The organism is Mycoplasmoides fastidiosum, from assembly GCF_024498275.1.
In the GTDB taxonomy this organism is placed as follows: Bacteria; Bacillota_I; Bacilli_A; order Mycoplasmatales; family Mycoplasmoidaceae; genus Mycoplasma_N; species Mycoplasma_N fastidiosum.
Genome location: NZ_CP101809.1, coordinates 926,043 through 951,255 on the forward strand (window position 1 = coordinate 926,043; position 25,213 = coordinate 951,255).

Sequence of the window (25,213 nt, forward strand, 5' to 3'; positions counted from 1 at the left end):
TTTATTTTTTAGTTGGATTATCGGTTGCTGTGATAACCGGTTTGGTTTCATTAATATTAATTAACTTGTTGTTTCATTCCATCATTTTGGTGCGGTCAGCTGGTTTTAGTTGGTTAGCAATTGCTAATTCGGTTTCATAATAGTCCCATCCATTAGAACCTAAAGCATAACCAACTTTGTTTTCTAAAAACAACTGGATCGCTTGGTTACCAAAACCAATGCCTAATAATACATCAGTTGCAGTTGGGGTTGCCCCGCGTTGTAAATAACCAATGACTTGATAACGAGTGGTCCGATCAGTTGCTTTTTCAATCGCTTTAGCAATCACGTTTAAATCGTCTAACTGATCTGAGTATTCTTTTCCATACACTTTTTCAGTTACCAAAAAGATCACCCCCCGTTGACCTCGGGCTTCAGCTTTTTTCACATACTCAATGAAATCTTGGGTGTTAAATGGATTTTCAGCGGTAATGATTGCATCGGCAATTCCTGCAATTCCTGCAATTACTGATAAATCGACGCAGTGACGTCCCATGGCTTCAATTAAAAAAACACTGCGGTGGGAAATTGCGGTTTTTTTAATTGTTTTTAAACAGTCAAAAATTACTTGAGCTGCAGAATTAAATCCAACAGTTACAATCGAAGATCCAACATCATTATCGACTGTTCCTGGAGCTGCTAGTACCGGAAATTTTAGTTCATGAAGTAATTGTGCCCCTTGGTATGAACCATCTCCCCCAATTACTAATAACCCGCTAATTTTGTTTTTTTCTAAGTTTTTTTTCGCTAATTGGCGCATTGTTGGGTCATTTTTATACCGCATTGAGCGGGCCGAACCAATGAAAGTTCCTGCATCATGCGCATGTTGACGCGCTTTATTGTAACTAATGGGAAAGATGTGGTTATCGATTAACCCATCATAACCATCAACTACAATGTATGGTTCTAATCCGGCATTAATTGCTGAGGCCACAAAACCATAAATTGTCGCATTCATACCTGGAGAATCACCCCCAGAAGTTAAGACAGCGACTCGTTTTTTAGTTGGTGAATTCATGTTTATATAAATAAGCTCTTCTTGAAATTCTAATAATTTTATTTTTGATCGCTTTACATTAAAAAAAACAACAAAACAATGAAATAATATATTTCATTGTTTTGTTGTTTTTAGATGTCTGAAACCTTTAATTGAATCAAAATCTTGTTACCTTATTTTACAAATAATTGAAGTGATTACATGATTTTGAAAGACCAAATTCTGGGCAAACCATATTTGAATTTAAAAGTTTTTCAATTAGACTAATTCTACCATAAACTGAAAATTTTTATAGCAATTTTTGATTAATTTTGCCCGAAAAACAATCGTTTTATTTGGTATGAGTTATTTTTTTTACAAGGTAATTTATTTTTTTGCAGCTGCTTTTTTAGGTGATTTAGCAGGACTTGCTTTTTTAACTGCTGGTTTTTTTGTAGCAGGTTTTTTCGCAGCTGGTTTTACGACTTTAACAGTTTTTGCTTTCACACTTGGTTTAGCCCCAGCTGCTTTTTTCGCAACTGGTTTAACAATTGCAACTGGTTCAACATTTTTAACTGCTTTTTTAGCAGCTGGTTTTGCTTTAGCAGCTGGTTTTTTGGCAGCAACTGGTTTAGTTGATTTTTTAACAGCTTCAACTTTTTTCGCAACAACAGGTTTTTTGGCAGCTGCAGATTTCTTAACAGCCACTGGCTCTTTCGCTGCTACTGATTTTTTAGCAACAACAGGTTTTTTAGAAGTTGATTTTTTGATTGGCATAGAAGTTTTTGATTTTTTAACACTCACTTTCTCAACAGATGAAGCAACTGAATGATTGGATTTTTTCACTACTTTTCGGGTTAATCTTTTTTTGGTAGTACGTTTGCTGGTTGATAAAACATGACGGGAAACGGTTGGCAATTCAACTACTTCAACAGCTTCAACTAACGGTGCAGATAAAGTACGCGCTTTTTTAGCTGAACGTTTTGGTTTAGTGCTTGCCCGACGGGTACGAGTTGGTTTAGTGATTAATGCAGTGCTGAATTCACGAGAAGCTTCTAAAGCTAAAGCTTGGTTGTAATTTTTTTCTTCTAATAGACTTTGGTCTAAATTACTGAAAGTGCTTAAACCCGGGTAGAAGCAATTAGAGCGACCTAATTCCATTTCAATTTCTAATAAACGGTTGTATTTAGCAATTCGTTCAGAACGAGACATTGAACCGGTTTTAATTTGCCCCGCATTTGTTCCGACTGCAATATCAGCAATGGTGGTGTCTTCAGTTTCTCCAGAACGGTGGGAAATGATGTAAGTTCAGCCCGCATTTTTAGCAATTCGGATGGTTTCTAAAGTTTCAGATAAAGTTCCGATTTGATTTACTTTCACTAAAACTGCGTTAGCTAGGTTTTTAGTCACCCCTTCAGCAGTAATTTTTGGGTTAGTACAGAATAAATCATCCCCCACAATTTGCACCCGGTTGCCTAAAGCCGCAACTAATGCTTCAAAGCCATCTCAATCAGTTTCATCTAGTGGATCTTCAATTGAAATAATTGGGTAACGATTAACTAGACTAACTAAATAATCAATCATTTCTTGACTAGTTTTTACTGCTTCTTTTTTGGACATCAAGCCCGCACTTAAAGCTTTTTTAAAGGTGTAAACTCGTTCTTTTTTGTCATACAATTCAGATGCAGCACAGTCTAGAGCAAACGCAATTTGCCCTTCAGCAACTCCGGGTTTGTACTTGGCTTTTAAAACAGCTTGAACCATTAAAGATAAAGCTTCTTCACTACTACGTAAGTTTGGTGCAAATCCACCCTCATCCCCTTTGTTGGTGTTATAACCTTTGGAATGTAAAATGGATTGTAAAGCGTGGAAACATTCACTTGCCATGCGTACGGCTTCGTGCATGGAGTGAGCGCCAATTGGCATAAACATAAATTCTTGGAAATCAATGGTGTTATCAGCATGTTCACCACCATTAATCACATTTACCATTGGTACTGGCATGGTTAATTTATTATTATTTGCAGAAGTTGTAGTTCGAGCTGCTAATAATTTGTTAACGTAGCGATAAAAAGGTAAACGTTGAACGTTAGCGACAGCTTTAGCAATTGCTAAAGAAACTCCCAAAATGGCGTTAGCTCCATATTGGGATTTGTTTTCAGTGCCATCTAAAGACACTAAAGTTCGGTCCAGTTCTTCTTGATTTAATGGGTCAACCCCGTTACGAATCAAATTTGGTCCTAAAACATTATTAATGTACATGATGGCCTTTTTAACACCCTTACCGTTGTATCGGGTTTTATCTCCATCACGTAGCTCTAAAGCTTCTTTTTGGCCAGTGGAAGCACCTGAAGGTACCATCACTTTCCCGCTTGCTTCTTTAGTTCGAGATAACATTTCACTAGCAGTTACTTTTGCTAAAACAGCAACAGTAGGGTAGCCGCGAGAGTCTAAAACTTCATATGCAAAAATCTTTTTAATTCTAATAGTCATTTTTAGTTAATACTTAATTTTGTTAATTAATTTAAATTGTTTTGATATTAATTTGGTTTTTTAGCAGCTTGTTCTTGTTGCTGGCGGCGTTCAGCTTCCATGCGACGGTTGAATTCTTCCAACTGAAAATCCGGTTTAAATGCATTCATTAACCGCTCGGAAATCAATTGATCAAAAATGGTTTTTTTGATATCTTCAAATTTTTTACGATTTGATAAAAATTCGCGAATTGGTTGACCAGTTTGTTGGTAGAATCGATCTAAGCTTTCTTTAGCTTGTTCATCAGTCACACTAATGCCAAATTCTTTTCCCAAATCAGTAAAAATAATTTCGCGCATAATGTTAATCCGCACAATCTGATCAACCATGGCTTGATCTAATTCGGGATGAAGTTGTTTTAGATCGCGCTTGCGGGCGTTTTCTTCTTCTGGATCAACCACAATTTCATAAGATTGTGCGACCAGATCCATTAAATGGTTGAAGTAATTATCCCGTAAAACCATTTTATAAACTTGCTGTTGTAGTTCTTGTTCTGTAATTTTTGGATTATTATCCCGGATGCCTTTTTCCATTTGCCCTAAAACTGTGGGATGAACATTGAGTTCTCGAATCACAATAATTTTGCCTCATGGAATCGGTTGCTTGGATTTAATTTTTGATTTCAATTCCATATGGTTTTAGTTCCGATCTTTTAAACTTGCCAAAAAGGTTTTCAGGGTTTTTTGGTAATTAGTTTCTTCATTTTTTAAAGTTACTAAACTTTGGTTAAACGTTTGTTTAATTGAAGAAACATCAACTGCTGGAATTGTGTTTAAGCGAATTAATTGTTCAAATTCAATTTCATCCCGCACTTTATATAGTTCACGGGTTTTTTCATTGAATTGAATTAAAGCTTTACCAATGTTGGTATATAGTTGGTGTTCAGGGGAAAAACCTTTCAATGATTCACCAACGTGGTTTAAATATTCAGCACTTAGATTGATTAATAAATAATCATGCATTCAGCCCCGATCACCACCTTTTCAATTGTGGGTTCAAGGCGCACTTTCATAGTGAAATTTAGTTAAGAATTTGCGAATTTCAGAGTTAAATTCCAAATTAACATTAGTTCAATAATGTTCGTGTTGCTCTAAAATATTGGCTGCAACCCCTTCAACATCAGTTTTTAGTTGCTCAATCGTTTTTTCAAAATCATTACGCAAGTATTCAATGTCTGATTTGATGAAATTATAACGATCATCAAATAATTCAATTAATTTAGCTTTGCGTTCGTTGAAATCTTGGGTTAGTTTTTCAACGTTTTTGTTTTCTAAGAATTTCAGTTGAGCTAACTGCTCTTTTAATTTACGTTTATCAAACACATAGTCCCGTTCAATCAACATTTCCATATTGTTAAAATCATCAGTTAATGGTTTAATACGGTTGGTAAATTTGTGTTTTAGTTGTTCGATGCGAACCGCTAATTCTTTTCGGTTTAGTTCTAACAATAACTCAATTTCTTCAGAAGAAAGATAAGATTTATCATTAGAGTACATTTCTTCTTTTAGCATCAATGATTGTTTTAGCTCAGCCACTTTTTCAATGTAGCATTTTTTCGCGTATTGAATTAGTTCGTTCAAATCATCGTTAGCTTTAGTTTGTTTTTTCAACAACATGCGTTTATAGTGGTTAATCACATAAATCAGTTGTTTGAAATCTTTTTCTTGTTGCTCACGAATTTCTTGAACCATGCGATCAATTTGTTTTACGTCAAAATCGTAGAATTTATCAAAAGCAACTTTTAATCCTTGAGCATTAACTAGCTTGGATTCCATTTTGGCTTTTAAAAATTCTTGAAATTTAGCTAATTCAGCAGGTGGTAATTCAAAGTGTCGTAAAATTTCGTTAAATTCGTATTCGTTAGCTTCGTTTAATTGCAACAAATGCTCACGGTATTGGTTTAATTCTTGTTTTACATAAATTTTGTAATCTAAGAATAATTTTCCAACTTTGTATAAACACAACCGGTTTTCATAACCGATAATGGTGTTACGTAATTCTTTATTAATGTCAATCGCTTTTAAATAGTGGTTTCAAGCCACATCGCCTAAACGAGTTAGTTCTTCTTTAGATTCAGGAATTAACTCGGATGGATTAATTTTGCGCTTATTGTAATCAGATAGCAGGGTTTTAGTGCGTTCAATTTCTGCATAAGCAGTATCAACTTGAGCACGGTAACGGTTGATAACATATGCCAAACGACGTTTAATGAATTCCACATTTTCATCAATTGAATCTAATTTTTGGATTTCAGAACGCTGTTTTTTATAAATTTCAACTAGTTTGTTGCTACTATCAATAATTCTTGAGTACAAGAAAGAACTCAGTTTAGATTTATTTAGATTTTCTTCGTACAGTTCAAAAAGTGCTTTAATCCGTTTGGATTGCTTTGGACGAGCCAAGTTAATATTGAATTTTTTAGCTAATTCAATACGCTCTTCTTCTTCCTTGCTCAGCCCTACATCATTTGGACTGTTTCACTTTTCATCCCGCATTAGAAAATCATTAGTTAAACTAATTTCTTTTTTCTTGCTGGAGGGTTTTCTTTTTTTTGCCATTTTATACTTCACTACTAAGTTGTATTTCTAAGCGTAATTAAAGTTGTGTTTACATTGAAAAATAACATTTTCCACAACTTCTGGTTAATTATAGAATAAATAAGAAAATTTTTCTTAAAATTAAATTACATTTTTTTGTAAAATGATTTTTAACAAACAAATTTACAGAATGAGTTTTTGCTTCTTTTATGAAATCACCACATTTGAATTATGCTAAAATTTTATCCCTTAAAAAAGCCGTTATTATCAACGACGATGCCCGATTAAACAAACGCTTTTTTGAACAAATTATTGACTTAGCACTTCAAAAAGACCCGTCCCAAACTATCATTTACTTTCCAGCTGAAAGCTGTGTAAAAGCTGGGCATAAACTTGATGTGATTTGAACCAATTTTTTAGAATTAATTCATTCTGATCTTTGTCAGCAAAATAATGTTTTATTTTTAATGGATGGGTTGGAATATTTCAGTAAAAAACAATACAACTTCAGTTTCAGTGACAACATCACTTTTTATGGCATTTGTTCTAATTTTTTACACTGGGAAAACCGAAATCTATTTTTACAGTTAATTCCCAAATTTTATTGTGAATATAAGCTGAACTTAAGCTATTTATTAACCCAAAATCAAAATAAGTGAAACGATTACAACCAGTTAATTTATCATTACTGCTTAAATCTATATGAAGCTCATAATTTAGTCAAAATGGAAGAAGACTGAAATATCATCATCGAAAATTTAATCAGCCAAAAAATTGGTTTTCTAGCTAATAAAAAAATTAGTTCGAATTTGTTGCGTACTATTATTCGCAAAATTGCCACAACTAGTTTTGGCGCATTTTCAATTGGCAAATTTTGTGATGAAAATGATTTACGGTATGAAAGTGTCATGCTCGCACTGAATTTTTTAATTGAAATTAAATTAGTCACCGAAATCCGTTACATCTTAAATAACGATTTTCATTCCAAAAAACGCCAGTCCATGTACTTTTTGAACCATAATTTTTTGTATTTTTATTTCTGTCATTATTCCCAAATTAATATTCCAGTTGAAAACATTGTGCTTTCACAAGTGATTAAGGATTTCAACCAATTTAACCAACATGCGCCCAACAGTTGTAGTTATCAAACCGGAAAAAGCGATAATGAAGCAATTTTAAATTTTAAAATTGGGATTTTAAGTTTTCAAGTTGATTTAAACCAGGAAAACTACGCCAAAATTCAGTTAACTGATAACTTAATGCAAAAAATTTATAACATTGAACACCATGAATTCCAATTCATGCCGATTAATCGCAAGCAATTTTTTAGCCAAAAAAAAATTAATATTATTTCTGCAGTTAATTCCGCCAAAAATAATATTAATTTATTTGATTATTTGTCCAAAATTAATTTTTAGCGTGGTATCCAAAACAAACTTGATCTAAATCAATTGTTTCTCGTGAAGTTTCAAAATCTAGCTCACAATAAGAACGACAACAAGCATTATCAACTCCTACCACATAACAATTGATTGCTGAAACTGTTTTGATTAAATCAATTTTTTTCGCAATCACAATAATTTCATTTGGCCGGATTTTTTTGCTACTCATTCAGTCTAATAATTGTTGTTGATCCATTTTAATAACTTGGTTTTCAACAAAATTCAAACTTTTTAACTGTGGTTCAGCAAACGCCCGATGAATGAAGGGATAGTTTTTACCAATTTTTAGTTTAGTTCAGATTAAATTAGATAATTCTGAAAAATTTAGCACATAACAAATGACATCAAACATTTTGTTTAAACGGCTTAATTCGCTTAATAAATGCGGATCTAAACAATCATCACTTAATTGTTCATTCAGAATTTGTAATAAAACTCGGTCATACAATTTTACCAATTCGACTGCTTTAACCGCTTTAATTTGCGGGTAATCAATGCGGCACTTTGCTGCAAAATCACTTCAAAAGATAATTTTGTCACTGGAATTTTTGAGTTTCAACAAATTCTGCATCAACGCTTGGGAGATGGGAAAATTAGGATCAATTTGGGCAAAAGTTTGTTTTCAAGCAGCAGTACGGTAGTTTTTTAAGTGTGCAAAAACTTCATCAAATTGGATGACAAACGCTTTAAGCATATTTTCTCGTGATTTTTAAAAATTAAATTGTAATCTAGCAATCAAAGTGGGATTAGCCCAAAAAATTGGTCTATTAATTAGGAATGAGGTTAGCAAAAAGTTGGTAACCGTAATTTTGCATCATTGGTTTTTTGGTTCATAATCCAGTTGCAAAAAGAATGACTACCGGCATTTTCAGGGTCTTTACCAATTAAATCATAAGTGTCTGGTTCTATGAATTTAGTAATTCTACCATAAGAATTAGTAACTGTAATGTCTCCGGATTGAAACTGACCAATTTGACTGGAAGCTACTCCTCAATAAATGCCATTTAAGCTCACTTGTTTTTCCTTCGGGTCAAAATGAACAAAAATTGACCCTGATGCACCTGCTTGAAGGTTAAGTTGGCGAATATTATAGTCACTAACTGGACCATAAAAATAACGTTGGCCTTTATGAAACAGAAAAAATTCGTCATTTTGGTAGTTTCGGGTTAAAAATGGGGGGAAATAATTATTTCTGATGTCATCAATCGCCTCACTAATTCTCTGGTGAACAATTTCGATGTTTACCATCCCCACTCCATAAGCATCATCAGTACCAGAATTTGCTTCAATAGCAGCAGGATATCCTAAAAGATAACCACCAGTATCAGTAACACTATCAAAAAGAACATCACTATTTTGCACTTGTCTTACAAAAAGTTCTTTATAGCGTAATCAATCTAAAGAGTTATCAGTGAAGTGACCGGTTCCGAATTGGCGATCAAATAAATTCCCAAAATCTAAATTCAAAATTGCTAAATCTGCAGCAAATCCAGCTTTCACACCTAAACCATTGTCAAATCGGGTTTGGGATGTTTCTGAATTATCAGAGAAACGGGTAAAATAGGCATTATCATCACGATAATCAAGAATTTTATAATTTTTAACCCGTAAATCAGTTGCTGTTCAAGCTATTGTATTGGAAGCAGTTGGATTTTTAAAATCTAAAAATCGTCTTTGAATTGCGGGAAAACTAATTTTATCTTGATCAAATAACTGCTCTGGGGTTGGTGGGTTTGCTAAATTGAAATAGGGATTAAAATGAAATCGGGCTCCTGAAATTAACGAAAAATTGTTACTTAAAAAGTTTTGGGCCACATGTAAATTAGTAGCTACATAAAAATGATAATCTTGGGGGTCATCACTCACTTTAGCAAGAATTGTACCAGTTCCTGAATACAGAGTGGTAGTTGCTGTATCATTTGTTTGGCGAAACACTTGCAAACTAATTACCCGAGATCTGAAAAAATCAAACAAAGCAGTTTGTTCAGAAGTATATTCAGGAATTTTAAAATTGGCTTCTTGAGGATTGCGGTGGTTATTGGTGTGATTCGGACTGTTTTGTAAATAGGTTAGAATTGGATAACTTGTTGATTCATAAGCTGGATTAAATTGCAATAAATCAGCAGAATTATCATAACCCCGTCAAAATAAGGGTGAATTGTTACCTGATAAATAACTGCAAGCATTCACACCGATAATGCTAGCTACAGGTAATAATAGTTGCAGTTTACGAAAAAATCGAAAGAAAAACATAAGCTAATCCTGCTTTCGTGATCAAAATTGGTTCAACTAATTAGGATCGTTGATTTAATTGCTATTTTATTGATTAAACGAAAATAATTAACAAAAAACTGATGAACCAACCACCAGTTTTTTGTTAATTCTCCAATTGAAATTCATTGTTTCTAACAATAGTTTAATTTGCGAGCTCCGGGTTGGGTTGCAATATAATCACATAAACTATTATTAGAAACAGGGGTTGATGCAGTGACAGAACCTGTGGTTTTGGTGATACCAATTAAATCATACCGGTTCGGAACCACAAATCGGGAGATTCGGCCTTCAAAATTGGTGGGAGAAGTTTCACTTTCTAGCCCGCCCCAGTAAATCCCGTTAATGCTGAACCGCTGGTTTGCGGGTTTATCAGGTTGATAACCAATTAAAGCTGTTCCCGAAGAACCTGCACCAATATTCAAGCCTTGAACCCCATATTCAGAAACTGGAGAAGCAAAACGTTGGATTCTAGTTGGATCAATTTGTACATCTAACAGTGAATCAGTGTAAATTTCATCAATGTTGCGACTGGGAGTTAATAAAATCCGGTTTCGGGGTTGAATTTCAGGATTTAATTGAATGTTAATAATACTGGTGGAATTAGCAACCCAACGGGAATGACGTACTGATGGATATCCACTTAAAAACCCCGCAGAATTATCTGCAGAACCGAAAGGAGTATCTGCTTGGGCAATGGCAACGGTTTCACTAACGTATTCAATATAACGTTTTAATAAGACATCATTAGTACGGCTGGCATACCGGTAAGCAGGGGCTAAATTAATTTCAATAACTGCTGCATCAGCTGAAAAATTAACCCCTTCATAACTGGATTGTAATCCCTGTTTAGTTCGAATGGTATCAGCTGTAAACGGAGCAGTTGCATAGTCAAAATCTTGAATGCTAAAGTTGTTCGCATTCCAGTGAAAAGTGCGTGAATCAACTCCAATTGGCGCATAATCACTATCAATATCGGTGCTGAAATTCAGTAGGGAATTACCACTGCGCCCTGATAATTCTTTTTCGGTTGGTAAACTGCCATTAATTAAATATTGTTTAAAAAACGGACTATAACCAAAGCCGAATGATTCAGAACGAATATTCCAGTTCACACCCAATTGGTTTCAGAAATTATTAGCTACATGGACATTAGTTAAAACATAAAAAGCTAAATCCCGTCCTTCAGTTGTCGCTTGGTTAGCCGCACCAATAATTCAACCGGTTCCAAAAACCACTGAAGCCTCACGGGGATTATTCCGGTTCTGCCGGGTGGCGGTAATGGAAATAGCCCGAGAATTAATGTATTTAAAAAGGTCAAGGTTTTGGTCATTAAATTCGGGTAACTTAAACTGTAATTCTGAAGCAAACCCGCTTAAAATGCGACCTTGGGCATCAGTTCAAGCATTATCTGGATCAATGCGGGGTGGGGGTAAAACCCGTTGTTCAAATAAAGCACAACCAGATAAACCCACGGGAATAATTCCGAAAATAATGGCGCTAATTTTTTTTCAAATTTGCATTTTTACCTCAATTCTGGCCCGAATTAATTTGTCATAATTAATTCAGTCAACCGAACTATTCAAGTTGGGATTTAACTTAATAGTTTATAACCAATATTTAATCCTAATTGCACCATGTTAGAAAAACCGGTTTGGCGTTCTTGGGCTGACATGGATTCATGAGTAACTAACGAATCAGAAACCGTTAATAAACACAAGGCCTTTTTGTTTAACCGTAAGGCATTGGCATAAAGCGCAAATGCTTCCATTTCCACCACTTGAGCCCCAGTACGAGCAGCGGTTTGTTGATAAGTTTCTACCCCATAAAAAACATCAGAAGCATAACAGCGGGTTTGATGGGCTTGTAAGTTTAGTTCAGCTGCAGTTTGGTTAGCCAAATTAACTAGGGATGGATCGGCTTTTAATACACCTTGATCAGTTGGAATATTGGTTAGTTGGGCGTAGTTGCTGTCACCAAAAGTTTCAGCTCCGATCACCACATCTTTAACGTGTAAATCAGGATCCAAGCTACCACATGAACCAATTCGGATGATGACATCAACATCATACATTTCGGGATTAAACAGTTCAAAACTATAAATCCCAATTGAAGGATTACCCATACCATGAGCCATAACACTAATTCGTTTGCCCTGGTATTCACCAGTAAACCCTAGCATCCCCCGAACCGAATTAACTTGCACCGCATTAGTTAAAAAATTTTCAGCAATCCATTTTGCTCGCAACGGGTCTCCGGGCATAAGTACAACTTTAGCAAAATCAGTTTTTTTAGCATTAATGTGAGGTGTCATATTATTGATCCTTTTTTGATTTGATAAATTGAATTAAAGGTGATTAAATAAAAATTAATCATTAAATGATGAACATTTAATGATTAACCAACCCGGCCAAATTTTAAACTGGGAATAATCGGTGTTTCAGGTTTTTTAGGCTGAATGTCTTCCAACTTCTCTAAAACCGAATCCAATTTTGCTTTCAATAAATTAGCAATTGGATCATAATGTACTTGACTTTGACAAGCAGCTGATAATTCTAAGCGTTGTTGTTCGGCTTGACTAAAACAAGTTAATGGGTGGGACGATGCGGGTGTTGGTTGTTTTTCTTTTTTCATTAAAACACACGCTGCAGCACAATGACCTTCCGAATAGGTCAAACTTAAAAATCCTTCAACATCCATATGTTGGGGTTGATAAGCCAAATGACCATTGGGCAACCGGGAAATTTCAATTTGGTCTAAATACAAATCTTTTTGTTGTAATGCTTTATATACCGCTTCTTTAGCACACCAGTGTGAAGTTAGAAACCGCACCCGACTTGGTTGACTAGTAATTTTTTGATAATCGGCGTATTCGCGTTCGGTTAAAAAGCGTTTGATTAAATAATCATTGATTTTTGATACCCGGCTATCGAAGCGATCAAGTGGTTCTAAATCAATTCCAAAACCAATAATTTTCATAACTAATTACCTTTTTTTATCCCTAATTTGAATCAGAAAGTTTTTTTGAATGGTAGTTCAACCGGTGGGTATCGCTGGTGGCTTCTAAAGCAAGGTTTTTATTCTCTAAATCCCGAACTCGTTCTTCTAATTCCCGATTAATTTGCTGCAACTGTTGATTCTCAGTTTGAATCGTTCTAATTTTACTCCGACTATTTTCTAATTCATTATAAATTAGGGTTAACTGTTTAACCACATCATCTAAAAAAAGATCAACGTTCTCAGCATTATAACCGCCTTTATTAGTTAAACACGGTTTAAATTTCTTATCAGTAATCAGATTAATTAGGGGATAATTACTTGTTTTTTTCGACATTTGAGATATTTTACTACGGAAGACGACGAGATTTAATTAAAGTTGACCGAGTCATTGCTTCTGGTTGGGGGATTCCCAAATAATCTAAAATGGTGGGAGCAATGTCGCCTAAAATACCATCAGTTCTTAAGCTAACACTCGAGTCTGTCACAATTAATGGAACTGGATTAGTAGTGTGACTGGTTGCTGGTTTATTAAATTCATCTAATTTAACTTCAGCGTTCCCGTGATCAGCAATAATAATCATCACTCCGCCTAAAGAACTAACTGCTTTTTCTAAAACCCCAATTTGGTGATCGACAGTTTCCACTGCTTTAATTGTGGCCGTAATCACTCCAGTATGACCTACCATATCGGGATTAGCATAATTTAAAATCACCACGTCATGTTGGGCTAATTCGGGTAAAAGTTTTTCAGTAATTTCTTTAGCAGACATTTCTGGTTGTAAATCATAAGTGGCTACTTTAGGAGAGGGTACTAAAATGCGTTTAGTATCCTGATACTCCACTTCTCGTCCCCCATCAAAAAAGAAGGTTACATGGGGATATTTTTCGGTTTCAGCAATGCGTATCTGGGATTTGTTGTGTCTAGCTAAAATTGCACCTAAAGTATCTTCAATGGCAAATGGGGGATAAATGACTTCATCAATAATGATTTTTTCATAAGTCATTAAAGTTGCTAAGAAAATATTTTTAACTTGAAAAGCTGGTACATAATCATACAACTGATCAGATCCACGTAATAAATGACTTAATTGTCGAGCCCGGTCGGGACGGAAATTAAAGAAGAAAACGACATCATTATCCTGAATCATTTTTTGATCAAAATCAGTAGCTAAAGCTGGTTTAATGAATTCATCAGTAATACCTTCAGCATGTTGTGCTTTTAAATAACTTAATGGCTCTTGATATCGCTGATCACATTGGTTTTGGGTTAAAGCATCATAGACTAATGCAGTGCGTTCCCAGCGACGGTCCCGATCCATTGCATAATAACGTCCAGAAATTAAGCCCCAACTACCATTAGTTGCTTTTAATTTTTGGTCAATAGTCACAAAATCAGTTAATGCTGCATCAGGAGAAACATCCCGACCATCAGTAAATGCGTGTAAAACATATGGCACTTCATTAGCTTGAGCAGCATCCATAAAGGCCATTAAATGATCTGTATGTGAATGCACTCCCCCCGCAGAAACTAAACCCATAACATGTAATTTAGATTTGCGTTTTTTCACTTCAGCAAAAATGCGGGCAAATTCAGGTTTAGAAACAAAAACACCATCAGCAATATCTTTATTAATTAAAGATAAACCAGTATAAACAATTCGTCCTGCTCCTAAGTTCATGTGACCCACTTCACTGTTGCCCATTTGGCCTTCAGGTAAACCAACAGCGGTTCCTGAAGCTAATAAAGTAGCGTGTGGGTATTTATTTCATAGTGCATCATAATTCGGGGTGCTTGCTAAAGCAACAGCGTTTCCTGGATTTAAATCAGTTAAACCCCAACCATCCATGATACATAAGACGATTGGTTTTTTGTGTTGAGATTTCAAAATAAAAATGTTCCTTTCAAATGACAATTTACCAATTATTTTTAAATTGGTAAATTGTCATTTTGTTTTATATTTTTTTAGAAAAGATTAATAAAAATGACTCGTTAACCTTCATGAGATTAATGAGATTTGGTAATGGATGCGGCTGGGACTTTTTCGGCCATTTTCAAAAAATCAGCCGCATTTAAACTAGCCCCACCGACTAACGCACCATCAACATCAGCAAAGCCCAGTAGTTTGTCAACATTATCTAAGTTAACAGAACCACCATAAAGGATTAAGCTCTGGTTAGCACTAGCTTCAGTTCACATTGGAGCAATGATTTGGTGGCGAATGTGTTGGATGATTTGATTCACTTCATTAGGAGTAGGAGTTTTACCAGTGCCGATAGCTCAAACCGGTTCATAAGCGAAAATGATTTGCTGGTGTTGTTCGGGACTTAAATTTTTTAAAGCCGAAGTAATTTGTTCAAATAGCACCGCATAAGTTTGGTTGCTTTCGTATTCAGCTAAAGTTTCGCCAAAACAAAAGATCACTTTTAAACCAATCCCAGCTGCAGCTTGAACTTTGGCTGCAATAATTTCTAAATTGTCACCAAACAAACTACGACGTTCAGAATGACCAATTAAAGTCGCGTTAATGCCATCAGCTTTTAATTGTGCTGCAGACACTGAACTTGTAAACGCGCCTGATGGTTGAAAATAAGCATCTTGCGCTGCTACGATGATGTCTTTGTGAACTAAATGGTTTTGCGCGGTTTTTAAGTGTAAAAAAGTTGGGGCAAATCCCAATACACAGTTAACATTTTGCTGGTTTCAGTGTTGATTTAAATGATCGACATAAGCAACTGTTTCGTTGTGGTTTTTGTTACATTTCCAGTTGCCTAATAATAATTTTTTTCGCATTTCTATCCTAAAAATATCAATATCACATAATTAATTCTTAATTTTAACACTTTAAATTAATCATTAAAAGAAATTTCCCGTTCCGAAATAATACTGGTGATAACCCCTAAATTAGTGGGAAAAAGAGCCGAATTCAGAAAGCACCAAATTTTTGCTTTCAACTGTTTCAAATGTGTCGGTTTTCAAAACTAACCCTTTCGGATTTACTTAAACGAAAACAAAAAGCATCTAAATGATTTTGGGCCATTTTTTTAGAATAAATCAGCAGAACTGATTCATAATTTAAGAAAAGGGAACGAAAGTCCCAGTTATAAGTCCCAGTATAAATCAATTCATCATCCACGACCATAATTTTTTCGTGATTAAACCCGAAGTATTCATAAATTTCCACCCCAGATTCTAGTAAGGTTTGGTAAAAAAACCGGTTCATGGTTAAAACTGGAAAAACATAATCGGGTTGTCGGGGCAGAATTAACCGGATTTTAACTCCTGAGTCTGCTGCAATTTTTAAAGCATTAATAATTCCAATACTAGGGTAGAAATAAGGAGTGGCAATTTCAATTGATTTTTTGGAACGTAAAATTAATTGGTTTAAATTATTAACAAAAATTTTTTCATTAATGTCTGGACTTGATTCAGCAAACTGCATAATTGTGTTAGTAGGATCAGCAGTCTGGTGAATCTTGAAATACTTTTCGGGATTTTTAATTAAATCATCTTGGCTAATTAAATTATCACAATGGTATTTTCAATCATATGCGAACAATAAATTAAAACTGTTGACAATCTTGCCTTCAATATAATAACAATAATCATTTAACGGAAAAATTTTGCCCGAAATTCCAAAATAGGAATCAGACAAATTAGTGCTCCCATAAACTGAATATTTATTGTCAACAATCAAGATTTTTTTATGACAACGAAAATTTAAGATCGATAAATTTTTTCAGTGACTAAACCCATTGAAATAATAAATCTGAATCCCCCGTCGGCGGATGTCTAAAAGATCTTTTTTCTTTAAGGTGAAAAAAGATCCTAAATAATCAACAATAATCCGAACTTCAACTCCTTGAACCACTTTACGTTCTAAGGCTTCTACAATTGCATCCCAAACATAACCTGGTTCAATGATGTAATATTGCAGATGAATGAAATTTTCAGCTTTTTCAATTGTAGCTAAAATTTTCGCCAAAATGTCTTGGGGTTTTAGTAATAACTGTACGTTATTACCTTTATAAATCGGACGACCACATGCTTCACGTAAATAGTCAAAAACTAGGGGAAAATTCTCGCCCATATTTGTTTTTAATTCTGTGGAGTCTTTATAATTTTCATGTTCTAAAAATTCAGCTGCATCAGCACGATACTCAATTAAACTACGCCGTTGAATACCTGAAACTCCAAAGAAAATGAAAAAAATTTGACCCAAAATAGGGGTCACAATAATTCATAAAATTCATAACGATTTAAATGATTCATACCGCTTGGAATTTAAAATGTAAATTGATAAAATGACTGAAACTAAATAGTTAAATAAAAATAAACTAAAAATTAAATAGTTGGATTGAGTAGTTGGACTGTAAATAGCCCCAAAAGAAAACACAATATAAATTGCAACTAAAGCAATGCCAGAAATAAAGCGAATTACTGATTTATTTTTACTAACCATTATTCACCCAACCAGTTAGAGATCAATTTCCTCATCGGATTCTACTTTTTTGCCAATTTTTTTATAGTACCGTTTAACAGTGTTAATGTATTTATTATAAATATTTACCATTAAAGTTGTTAATAATGAATAAAAACTAATTCCAAAAATTGACAGAAAAATAATCACAATTCGACCAGAAAAGGTTGTTGGAAAAACATCGCCATAGCCAATGGTAGTGATTGTTAAAAAACTTAATCAAAATGCATCAAAAAAATTATTGACTTTACGTTGACCTTTAAATTCTTCCAACTCTGCTGAAAAAATTGATGCGTTATAAACTAAGATGGCAAAAATAAACGTGATGAATAAAAAAGCAACAATCAGTAAAAAAATGAATTTCTTGTTTTTACGAATTACTAAAAAAAGAATTTGTCAGCGTTTATAGTTTTGGGAATAATTCATCAACAACCGAAACCCACTTAAAGATTTCAATAATAGAAAAATGGAGATAATGATGTAATTATTTTTTTCAGTATTTCAACCAAAAATAACTGATAATAAAGCTAATAGTCATGATACCAAATCAATGACCATAAAAAAATTAAGAAAGTGTAATACTAAAGCCTTTCACAACCGAAACCGACCCTTGTAAAAACAATCTGAAAAAATTAACCGAAAAAAATAATCACTAGCAAAAATAAAAATTAGGACATAATTATATTTTAAAAAAGCTCCAAATTGATCATGGCTACTTAAATCAGTAACTAAGGGAGCAATATTTACTAAGGCTAATAGAACAAAAATTAAGTTATACCCAGTTCCAATTCACCAGCTAAGTTTACGATAATCTGTTTGGGGACCTAAAAATAATTTATAAAACTTATAACGGGCAGTTGAAAAAATATGTAAATTATGACTAATGCGGGTTTCAATTTTTTGAACAAGAGACGAGTTATCACCCTGATTCTCATCATCGGTTTGATCAGTTGTTTCTGGTTCATCTGCTAAAAAATCAAACTCATCTGATTCGGGTTTTTCTGCAGGTTTATTAGATGAAAAAGCAACAGCATCAGTTGAAGGTTCTGATCCTGTTGCTTGAGATTTAGAAGAAGAAAAAAACTTAAATTTAGCCATTAACAATCAAAACTCATCCCTTAATTATTTGAAAGGATGAAGTAATTTTTCTTTTAAATTTAATTTCGGGAAAATTTTTTGCGGAATTTTAATAATTAAGATAAATAACAACACTAAAACAACTGTATAACACGCAAACAAAATCATGTTGCGTCGGTTAATGAATTTTAACCGGTTTGCTAAATAAGTTGCATCAACAACTTTATCCGCACCACCATAATAATTTTCAATTTGGGAAATACGCAACTTGATTAAAACATTAAACACAATTTGAATAACTAAAAAACAAGTAGCAATAATTCCAACAATAATGACATAATTACGAAAACTATAAACTTCAATGAACCGATCGTTGGTTCCCAATTCCACAGCAATTAAATGTGCAGTGTAATTAATCGTGCGTTGTCCACCTACTAATCAGCTGTTTTTAATAAAGACAATAATATAAACCAGAATCACTGATAAAACTAAAGTTAAATAAACTGCTGCTGAAAATCATGCCAAGTTATTTTTGTAGCGAAACATGCTTACAAAAGTTCGTTTTACACAATTAGTTGGTTCGGTTGGAAAACGATTTTTGCAAGCATGAAATTCTTTGCGAAAGCCAAAATAAGTAATTAAATTTAATAATCAAGTTCAAACTAATAATAAATAAGCTGGCGTTGCTGGAATAATAATTGGTCAAAAGGCCCAATTAACACCCCAATGCAAATAACCCGAATCAACAGCTGGAACAAAAACAGCTAATAGAAATAATAGATAAACAATCGAAGCGCCCACCGCCATAACTGTGAAAAAAATCATGCTCGCCACAGCCCAGTGATAGGAGTTTCGATAAAAATGAGGCGCGAACCCAACGGGTTCATAAAAATTAGCTTCGGTGGTATTCACCTGCCCCGTCGTCACAAGTGAACGGGTATTCATAGTTTGGCATTAGTTTCCTTTTTATCAACCATTCAACAAAAAGAGATTACTGCTGCGCGAAAACTTTCATGCGGCGTTTGATCTTATCCCAAGGATAATTAATCCGCGTTGCGATTTCATGCGCGATTGCTGGATCTAATAATTTTTCAACCACAGTAAACGCTAAGTCAAATGCATTACCCGCTGCTTGAGCAGTGATTAAATTGTTTTCTACTCAAACAGGTTCATTAACCCAAGATTCTTCAAAATTTCGTAATAAATTTTTGTCGTTAAACGAAGTAAACTTGGTAGCTCGAAATTTAGGGTCTTCAATTAATGAAAAATAAACAACTGGAGAAGCACACATTCCAATCAGCCACTTATTTTTTTCTGAGGCAAATCGTTTGATTGCTTCATGAAGTTTGGATTCACCAATATTTTTTTGAGTAGCTGGAGGAATTAAGAAACGCTCATATCCTGGACCACCAGGTAGATAAATTGCATCATACTGATTAAAATTAGTGTTATTAAGGTGTGAGTTAGCCGAAACTTTCACTCCTGAATAAGCTAAAGTGAAACCATTGCGTAATTCGCAAACAATGATATCGACCAAGATTCCTGCACGTTTTCAAATGTCAACAGGAATGAATAACTCCATATCTTCAACTTGATTTACCGTCATGACAGCAATTCTTATTGTGTGTTTTTTAGTTCGCATAGACTCCTTAATATTCAAGATTAAGATAAAACACCTTAAAGCCTAATTATAAATATGGTAATTATACCACATAAACAGAACGCCCAATTTGCCCTCAAGCCGTTTAGGCCTATAAAAACTAGTAAAAAACGGTTGTTTCATTCTAAAATTACTCCCCCAAATTTGCCAAACCAGTTAAGTGTTTAACTCTCTAATATACATTATTTTTATGAATTTGAACAAAAAATATCATAATTAATTCTAAACAGGAGCACAAAAGAATACATCTTATTTATTTAATGAGAAATGCAATTTTAAACACAAATTCGTTTTTAGTCGTACCAAATGTTTTAAAAATCAATTCTGTTTTAAAAATTTGGTGAAAAATTCAAAAAATTTTTAGTAATATTAATCGAGATGAAGTTTAATTTTTTCTTCATACTTTTGAGTTGATAAAACTGTTTTGATTTTTTTATTAAAATAACGGATTAATCAGTTGAATGAACAAATTAAAATTGCATAAATTATCCCGCAAGTGATTAATCCTTTCGGGTTTAGTAATTGGTGCTAATTTTGTTTTAGCCGCTTGTGCGCGTTTACCTCAAACAACCATTACTGGTCCTGTACAACCTCAACAGCTCCAAGATCCTGTTGACAATGAACCCTTAGTTCTTCCGCCTCCTCCCCTTGCTCTTCAACCTGATGATCAAGTTCCTTCTGTTACTACAGAACAAATTCAAGCCGTCAAAACTCTATTGCAAGAACATATTGTTCGCAAGGTGTTTGCTGATAACGTCATTAAATTAGCTGGCCAAACTGATACAACTAACTCTAAAGAAGGTTATATTCGCCAACAATTAAAAGTTGTAGGTCAAGTGGGAGAATTAAATAATAATGATGTTAACGGTTCAATTAACACTTTAGGCAGACCAGATGATGCTGCTTCCAGTACTGCTAATTCCAGTATTTTAGCTTTACTAAAATTTTTAATTAATCAAGCCAAAAATAACACAGCACAACCAACAACTAGTGCAACTTTAACTAAATTGCACACCCTAACTCGTTCGTTTGTGCGGGCTTTAGATCGATTACCAAAAAAACTAACAACCGTTTAGCTGTTCCTGAACAAGCATTGAATGTGGCAGTTTTAAGTTTTGTACAATCGACTTCAGAAAATAGCCAGTTTAACTTACAAAATTTATTAGCAGCAATCAATCGGTACCAATCTAGCTTAAACTCTATTAATCATGATTTGCGCATCATTAGTGGAGTAGTTTTAAATTTTGAGGATTTAATTAGTCAACTAAAAGATCTAAGTAATACTGATGCTAGTTTTGCTTCGGCTAATAAAGAAACTTTGGATCATCTTTTTAGCAAAGTTGATAAAAATCTTTACGGACGCAAAGGCAGTGATTTATCAACCCCTGTACCTAATGACGATCCCAAATTACATGAGTGATTGTTTGGCAATGTTCCTGCAAATTTAAACGATCAGACTTTAACTACTGGTATTTACAAAGTATTACTGAAATACACCCAACAAGCTGGAGCTTGACAAGAAATTTTAAGAGCAATTAAAATTTTAACTTTTAACCAAAGTCTGCTCGATAATAATCCTGTTGCTGTGCAATTATTAGCTAATGGTATAAATACTGATGTTTCCCAAGAAATTGAAATATTACAAAATATTGAAAAAGATCCTGAAACTAATTTGGTTCAAGTTTTAGAAAAACAAACTACTAATCAAGCTAGTGTTAAAAGCGTTATTGAAAACCTTTTAACTGGGACTGAAGAATATAACAAATATTTACTTTCTCATGGAGATACTCCGGCTCGAATGTATGTTGATTTAACTTCGTTAAAATACCAATTTTATTATGGAGGCGGCGACTTTAATAAAGTTAATGATTTAGCCCAAGCAATTCAAAGTCTGAATGATAAATATGATCAATTTTATAGATTGTGAAATGAATTAAAATCTAGTTTATTTGTTGTTGATGAAGACAAAACAATTCATCTCAAATTAATTGGTCAAGCTACCTGAATTAATAAAAAAATTAATAATGCTAAAAGTTATGCTGAATTAATTGAAATTAAAGGATTAGTAGAATACCTGAAAGACGCTATTGTGAAAATAACAGAAGCAGTTAGTGAAACTACTCCGCTAATGAAATTGTTGCGAAGCATCATTGATGATATTCAAAATAAAAATAGCCGTTTTTCCCAAGTTCTAGAAACTTTTGCAACAACCAACGATTGATCAACATCAAGTCATATGCATTTGAGTGATGGAACTAGTGTTACTTTATATGACTTTGCAAAATCCATTGCCCATAAAGATAGTAATGGTCAAACTTCTGGATACGTTTATGATTTCTTGATAAAAAAAGTGAAAAATACAACCAACCAAGTTGGCCAAACTTTACAAACCACTTTTACTGAATTATGAGATAAATTAAAACAATTAAAATTGAATTCCACTGATCAGGATCTCACAACAACGTTGCCTTTAGGTAAAGTTTTAGAATTAATTCAAAATCAATTTGATTCAAAAATTGATTATGAAATTGATCCTTTAAACACCCAACTAGCATTAGAATTTAATAATGGGAATGTTGTGAAAAAAGCCAAAAATCCTAAATAATTCATTCTCATTTTGTAAATATTATTAAACCAATCAAATTAAATATTTGATTGGTTTTTTGTTGTTAATTTTTGCATGAATAATTTACAACTTAAAAAGTTATTCCCATTGTTTTTATTCAACTTAAACCAAAAAAAGCCCTTGACTAAAATTGAATACGTTCAATCCTAAAAAAGATTGAGCATAGAAATTATTTTTAGATAATTAAGGATGAAAACTTAATGAAGAAATTCAATTTATTCAAAAAGAATAAACTGTGATTAGCCAGTTTAGGTGCTGCTACCACGGGTAGTTTGGTACTTGCGGCTTGTGCTAGTCAAACCTAAACTCCCAATGATAATGCTGGTAATAGTAATAACCAAAATAATAACCCAGGCGCTGAAACTCCAAAAGAACCGGTTGTTCCACCTGCTCCAGTTATTCCTGAAATTAAAGTAGCAACTGCTGGTCAAAAAGCATTAGCCAACGCAGTGTTGGCAAATTTAGGGGTCCAAAAAGTTTTGTAAGCTAAAGTACAGACAAATCAAAAAACAATTATTGATCACATTAAAATTGTAAATTTAATTGATACTTTTAACCAAACAACAATAGCTGAATCCATTAAAAACTTAGGTAAGCCAGAAGATGCTGCTGCTGAAGCAATTACTTCAACTGTTAATGCTTTAATCAAAACATTAGAAAATAATGTAGCAAGTGCCACTGATGACGTTGTGCCAACTGGCGAAAAAGAAAATTTCACTCGAGCATTAACTAAAGTTAAAACCGATGCGGCTAATTTATTAGCAAGCTTAAATGATTTACCTAAACAAAACACTAAGGTGTTAGAAGGTTTGCAAACTAAGTTTATTACTGCTTTAACCAAATTTATTAGTGCAACTGGCACTGAAGTAACTATCAAGTTAACTGCTTTAGTTACTGCTAAAAATAATTATGAAGCTGGTGTTAAAAAAGTAGCTGAAAAATTAATTATTGCTGAACAAAAAGCTTTTGTGTTAGATAGTGCAACTTCAGCATTATCTAATTATGTGAATACTAAAGTAGCTACTTTTTTAACTGTAGGTAATGATAAAAACAAGCACACTATAACCCTAAATAATTTAGTAAATCAAGTCCGCACTGGAGTGTTAGGAACATTAGGTTTTAATATTTGAGCCGCGGGAAATATTAAGACTGAAGAAGCAAAAAGAAATTTGCCAACTGGTATTAACGAAAATACTGCAACCACTCAACTATATACCATTATTGCTGGTTTAGCAGATCAAGAAGCTGCTTGAAACACAGTGAACAGTGCCTTAAAATCTTTAACTTGCCACCAAAGCTTATTAACTAAAACTGACAGTGCCATTAATTTATTGGTTTTACATGTTGAACAAGCAATGCCAGTTGATACAGCACGGTTAAATGCTTATTTAGTTTATGACCAATCCAATATTGTGAAATTACTACAAGCAACTTAGTGGTGCAAATGTGATTGTGACAATTAGTAATATCGCTAATAGTTTAGCTAATTGTGCAAAATATTTAGTGGCTGGTGTTAATGCTCAAGCTAAATTGGTGAAAAATTTAGATGATTTGTCCAAAGAAGTTGCTACTGATACAGATAAAAAAACAGCTGTTGATGCATTAAAAACAACAGCCCAAGGACTAGTAACTAAATTTGCTGAATTCAAAACCGAATGAGACAAAACTAAAGTTGCTGAATTATTATGAAATAAAAATGAATCAACAACCGTTTATCCCTTATTAGTTCAAGCAACTGGATTAAATCAAGCAATTGGTATAACTAAAGATTTTGGTGATGTCACCCAGGTTGTTGAAAATGTAGAAACTTTAGCATCGACTATTAATCAAATTACCACTGCACTTGATGCTAAAGTAGGCGAACAAAATAATCCGTTATTCACAAAATTAACTGCGATTATAAACGATATTAAAACCACTACAGGTACTACATTTGGTAAAACTTTAGCGGATTTTGTGACTAAAACATTCATGACCGGTAAAGATAAAGCCGATGCAATGGCCACTTCCACTAAAGCCGGCTATGTTTACACTGATTTAGTTCAAGGTAAAACACGAAGTGATGAGACCCCAGCTAATTTAACTTTTGAACAATTAGACACTGGGTTAAAAAATTTACAAGCTGGAAATAACAAACAGTTAACTAAAATTGCTAATTTATTAAACAATCAATTGCACCCTAACCAAAGTAGTCAAACCTTTGCTCAAACCCGACATTTAGTCGATTTATTCAATAATGGTAATGTTTTAGCTGATTCTGAAAATCATTAGGAAATTTATATTGAATCCCTAATCATCCTTCTCTAAAAAATACAAGAACCAGAATTTTTTCTGGTTCTTTTTTAGGTAATAAGAAAATTATTAATGCAAATATCCATCTTTTAATTCTTATGAACAAGATCATTAATACAAATCGAATTACTTCATTTATTGAAATTATTGAGACTGAAATAAAGAAATAAGAATTAATTTTGTTATTTTTTGGGATATTTGAGCGTTTTTTACCCCTTTTTAAGTTCTTTGTTATAACAAAAAGAAAAAAGGAGTGCTGTTTTTTATATAATTTATTCTACTT

General features: G+C 33.5%; 21 protein-coding genes and 1 pseudogene. 5 read left to right on the plus strand and 17 right to left on the minus strand.

The features are described from left to right. Window position 1: 1 nt before the first annotated feature. The 4 genes and pseudogenes from NPA10_RS03250 to NPA10_RS03265 form a co-directional block, all read right to left on the minus strand. On the minus strand, window positions 2-1,057 hold the full coding sequence (locus NPA10_RS03250; RefSeq protein WP_256547276.1) for an ATP-dependent 6-phosphofructokinase: 1,056 nt from the start codon (window positions 1,055-1,057) through the stop codon (window positions 2-4). A gap of 1,062 nt (window positions 1,058-2,119) precedes the next feature. Continuing rightward, window positions 2,120-3,508: pseudogene (gene eno / locus NPA10_RS03255) on the minus strand (phosphopyruvate hydratase); the annotation flags it as partial. A gap of 47 nt (window positions 3,509-3,555) precedes the next feature. Next, entirely contained in the window at window positions 3,556-4,179 is a 624-nt protein-coding gene (locus NPA10_RS03260; RefSeq protein ID WP_256547278.1) for an MPN555 family protein chaperone, read from the minus strand. Window positions 4,180-4,185: 6 nt separating this feature from the next. After that, the gene (locus tag NPA10_RS03265; RefSeq protein WP_256547279.1) at window positions 4,186-6,105 is read right to left on the minus strand and encodes a hypothetical protein; all 1,920 of its coding nucleotides are present in this window, start codon (window positions 6,103-6,105) and stop codon (window positions 4,186-4,188) included. 188 nt (window positions 6,106-6,293) lie between these two features. Between NPA10_RS03265 and NPA10_RS03270 the strand changes: the two genes are divergently transcribed. Next, window positions 6,294-7,502 (plus strand): hypothetical protein, encoded by a 1,209-nt coding sequence (locus NPA10_RS03270; RefSeq protein WP_256547280.1) that lies wholly within the window; start codon window positions 6,294-6,296, stop codon window positions 7,500-7,502. Here the strand turns inward: NPA10_RS03270 and NPA10_RS03275 are convergent. The 12 genes from NPA10_RS03275 to NPA10_RS03330 all read right to left on the minus strand — a co-directional run bounded on the left by NPA10_RS03275 (window position 7,492) and on the right by NPA10_RS03330 (window position 19,994). Beyond that, window positions 7,492-8,220, minus strand: a complete 729-nt coding sequence (locus tag NPA10_RS03275) for a hypothetical protein (RefSeq protein ID WP_256547281.1) — start codon at window positions 8,218-8,220, stop codon at window positions 7,492-7,494. The genes NPA10_RS03270 and NPA10_RS03275 overlap by 11 nt on opposite strands. An 89-nt stretch (window positions 8,221-8,309) precedes the next feature. After that, a complete protein-coding gene (locus NPA10_RS03280) occupies window positions 8,310-9,779 on the minus strand; it encodes a DUF31 family protein (protein ID WP_256547282.1) in 1,470 nt (489 codons plus the stop codon). A 152-nt stretch (window positions 9,780-9,931) separates the two neighbouring features. Next, complete coding sequence (locus NPA10_RS03285; RefSeq protein ID WP_256547283.1) at window positions 9,932-11,383, minus strand: DUF31 family protein; 1,452 nt, start codon at window positions 11,381-11,383, stop codon at window positions 9,932-9,934. A gap of 8 nt (window positions 11,384-11,391) precedes the next feature. Further along, on the minus strand, window positions 11,392-12,111 hold the full coding sequence (gene deoD, locus NPA10_RS03290; RefSeq protein WP_256547284.1) for a purine-nucleoside phosphorylase: 720 nt from the start codon (window positions 12,109-12,111) through the stop codon (window positions 11,392-11,394). Between the two features lie 83 nt (window positions 12,112-12,194). Continuing rightward, window positions 12,195-12,776: a 4'-phosphopantetheinyl transferase superfamily protein gene (locus NPA10_RS03295; protein WP_256547285.1), complete on the minus strand. Its 582-nt coding sequence runs from the start codon at window positions 12,774-12,776 to the stop codon at window positions 12,195-12,197. Window positions 12,777-12,798: 22 nt separating this feature from the next. Continuing rightward, window positions 12,799-13,131 carry a DivIVA domain-containing protein gene (locus tag NPA10_RS03300; RefSeq protein WP_256547286.1) on the minus strand — a complete coding sequence of 111 codons (333 nt, stop codon included), beginning with the start codon at window positions 13,129-13,131 and terminating at the stop codon, window positions 12,799-12,801. A gap of 13 nt (window positions 13,132-13,144) precedes the next feature. After that, on the minus strand, window positions 13,145-14,683 hold the full coding sequence (gene gpmI, locus NPA10_RS03305) for a 2,3-bisphosphoglycerate-independent phosphoglycerate mutase (protein ID WP_256547288.1): 1,539 nt from the start codon (window positions 14,681-14,683) through the stop codon (window positions 13,145-13,147). Between the two features lie 119 nt (window positions 14,684-14,802). Continuing rightward, window positions 14,803-15,588 carry a triose-phosphate isomerase gene (tpiA, locus tag NPA10_RS03310; protein ID WP_256547289.1) on the minus strand — a complete coding sequence of 262 codons (786 nt, stop codon included), beginning with the start codon at window positions 15,586-15,588 and terminating at the stop codon, window positions 14,803-14,805. A gap of 106 nt (window positions 15,589-15,694) precedes the next feature. Then, window positions 15,695-17,257 carry a phospholipase D-like domain-containing protein gene (locus NPA10_RS03315; protein WP_256547290.1) on the minus strand — a complete coding sequence of 521 codons (1,563 nt, stop codon included), beginning with the start codon at window positions 17,255-17,257 and terminating at the stop codon, window positions 15,695-15,697. A 15-nt stretch (window positions 17,258-17,272) separates the two neighbouring features. Further along, a complete protein-coding gene (locus tag NPA10_RS03320; protein WP_256547291.1) occupies window positions 17,273-18,373 on the minus strand; it encodes an ion transporter in 1,101 nt (366 codons plus the stop codon). Between the two features lie 24 nt (window positions 18,374-18,397). Beyond that, window positions 18,398-19,297, minus strand: a complete 900-nt coding sequence (locus NPA10_RS03325) for an MSC_0882 family membrane protein (protein ID WP_256547292.1) — start codon at window positions 19,295-19,297, stop codon at window positions 18,398-18,400. A gap of 46 nt (window positions 19,298-19,343) precedes the next feature. Continuing rightward, window positions 19,344-19,994: a DJ-1/PfpI family protein gene (locus tag NPA10_RS03330; RefSeq protein WP_256547293.1), complete on the minus strand. Its 651-nt coding sequence runs from the start codon at window positions 19,992-19,994 to the stop codon at window positions 19,344-19,346. 479 nt (window positions 19,995-20,473) lie between these two features. Here NPA10_RS03330 and NPA10_RS03335 point away from each other — a divergent pair, with 479 nt between their 5' ends. Further along, a complete protein-coding gene (locus NPA10_RS03335) occupies window positions 20,474-21,088 on the plus strand; it encodes a hypothetical protein (protein WP_256547294.1) in 615 nt (204 codons plus the stop codon). 17 nt (window positions 21,089-21,105) lie between these two features. Continuing rightward, entirely contained in the window at window positions 21,106-22,617 is a 1,512-nt protein-coding gene (locus tag NPA10_RS03340; protein WP_256547295.1) for a hypothetical protein, read from the plus strand. A gap of 322 nt (window positions 22,618-22,939) precedes the next feature. Here NPA10_RS03340 and NPA10_RS03345 read toward each other — a convergent pair whose 3' ends face one another. Next, a complete protein-coding gene (locus NPA10_RS03345; protein WP_256547296.1) occupies window positions 22,940-23,317 on the minus strand; it encodes a hypothetical protein in 378 nt (125 codons plus the stop codon). A gap of 10 nt (window positions 23,318-23,327) precedes the next feature. Here NPA10_RS03345 and NPA10_RS03350 point away from each other — a divergent pair, with 10 nt between their 5' ends. Continuing rightward, window positions 23,328-24,074: a hypothetical protein gene (locus tag NPA10_RS03350; RefSeq protein WP_256547297.1), complete on the plus strand. Its 747-nt coding sequence runs from the start codon at window positions 23,328-23,330 to the stop codon at window positions 24,072-24,074. Beyond that, window positions 24,034-24,909, plus strand: coding sequence for a hypothetical protein (locus NPA10_RS03355; protein WP_256547298.1), 876 nt, complete (start codon window positions 24,034-24,036; stop codon window positions 24,907-24,909). The genes NPA10_RS03350 and NPA10_RS03355 overlap by 41 nt, the downstream gene beginning before the upstream one ends. Window positions 24,910-25,213: the final 304 nt, after the last annotated feature.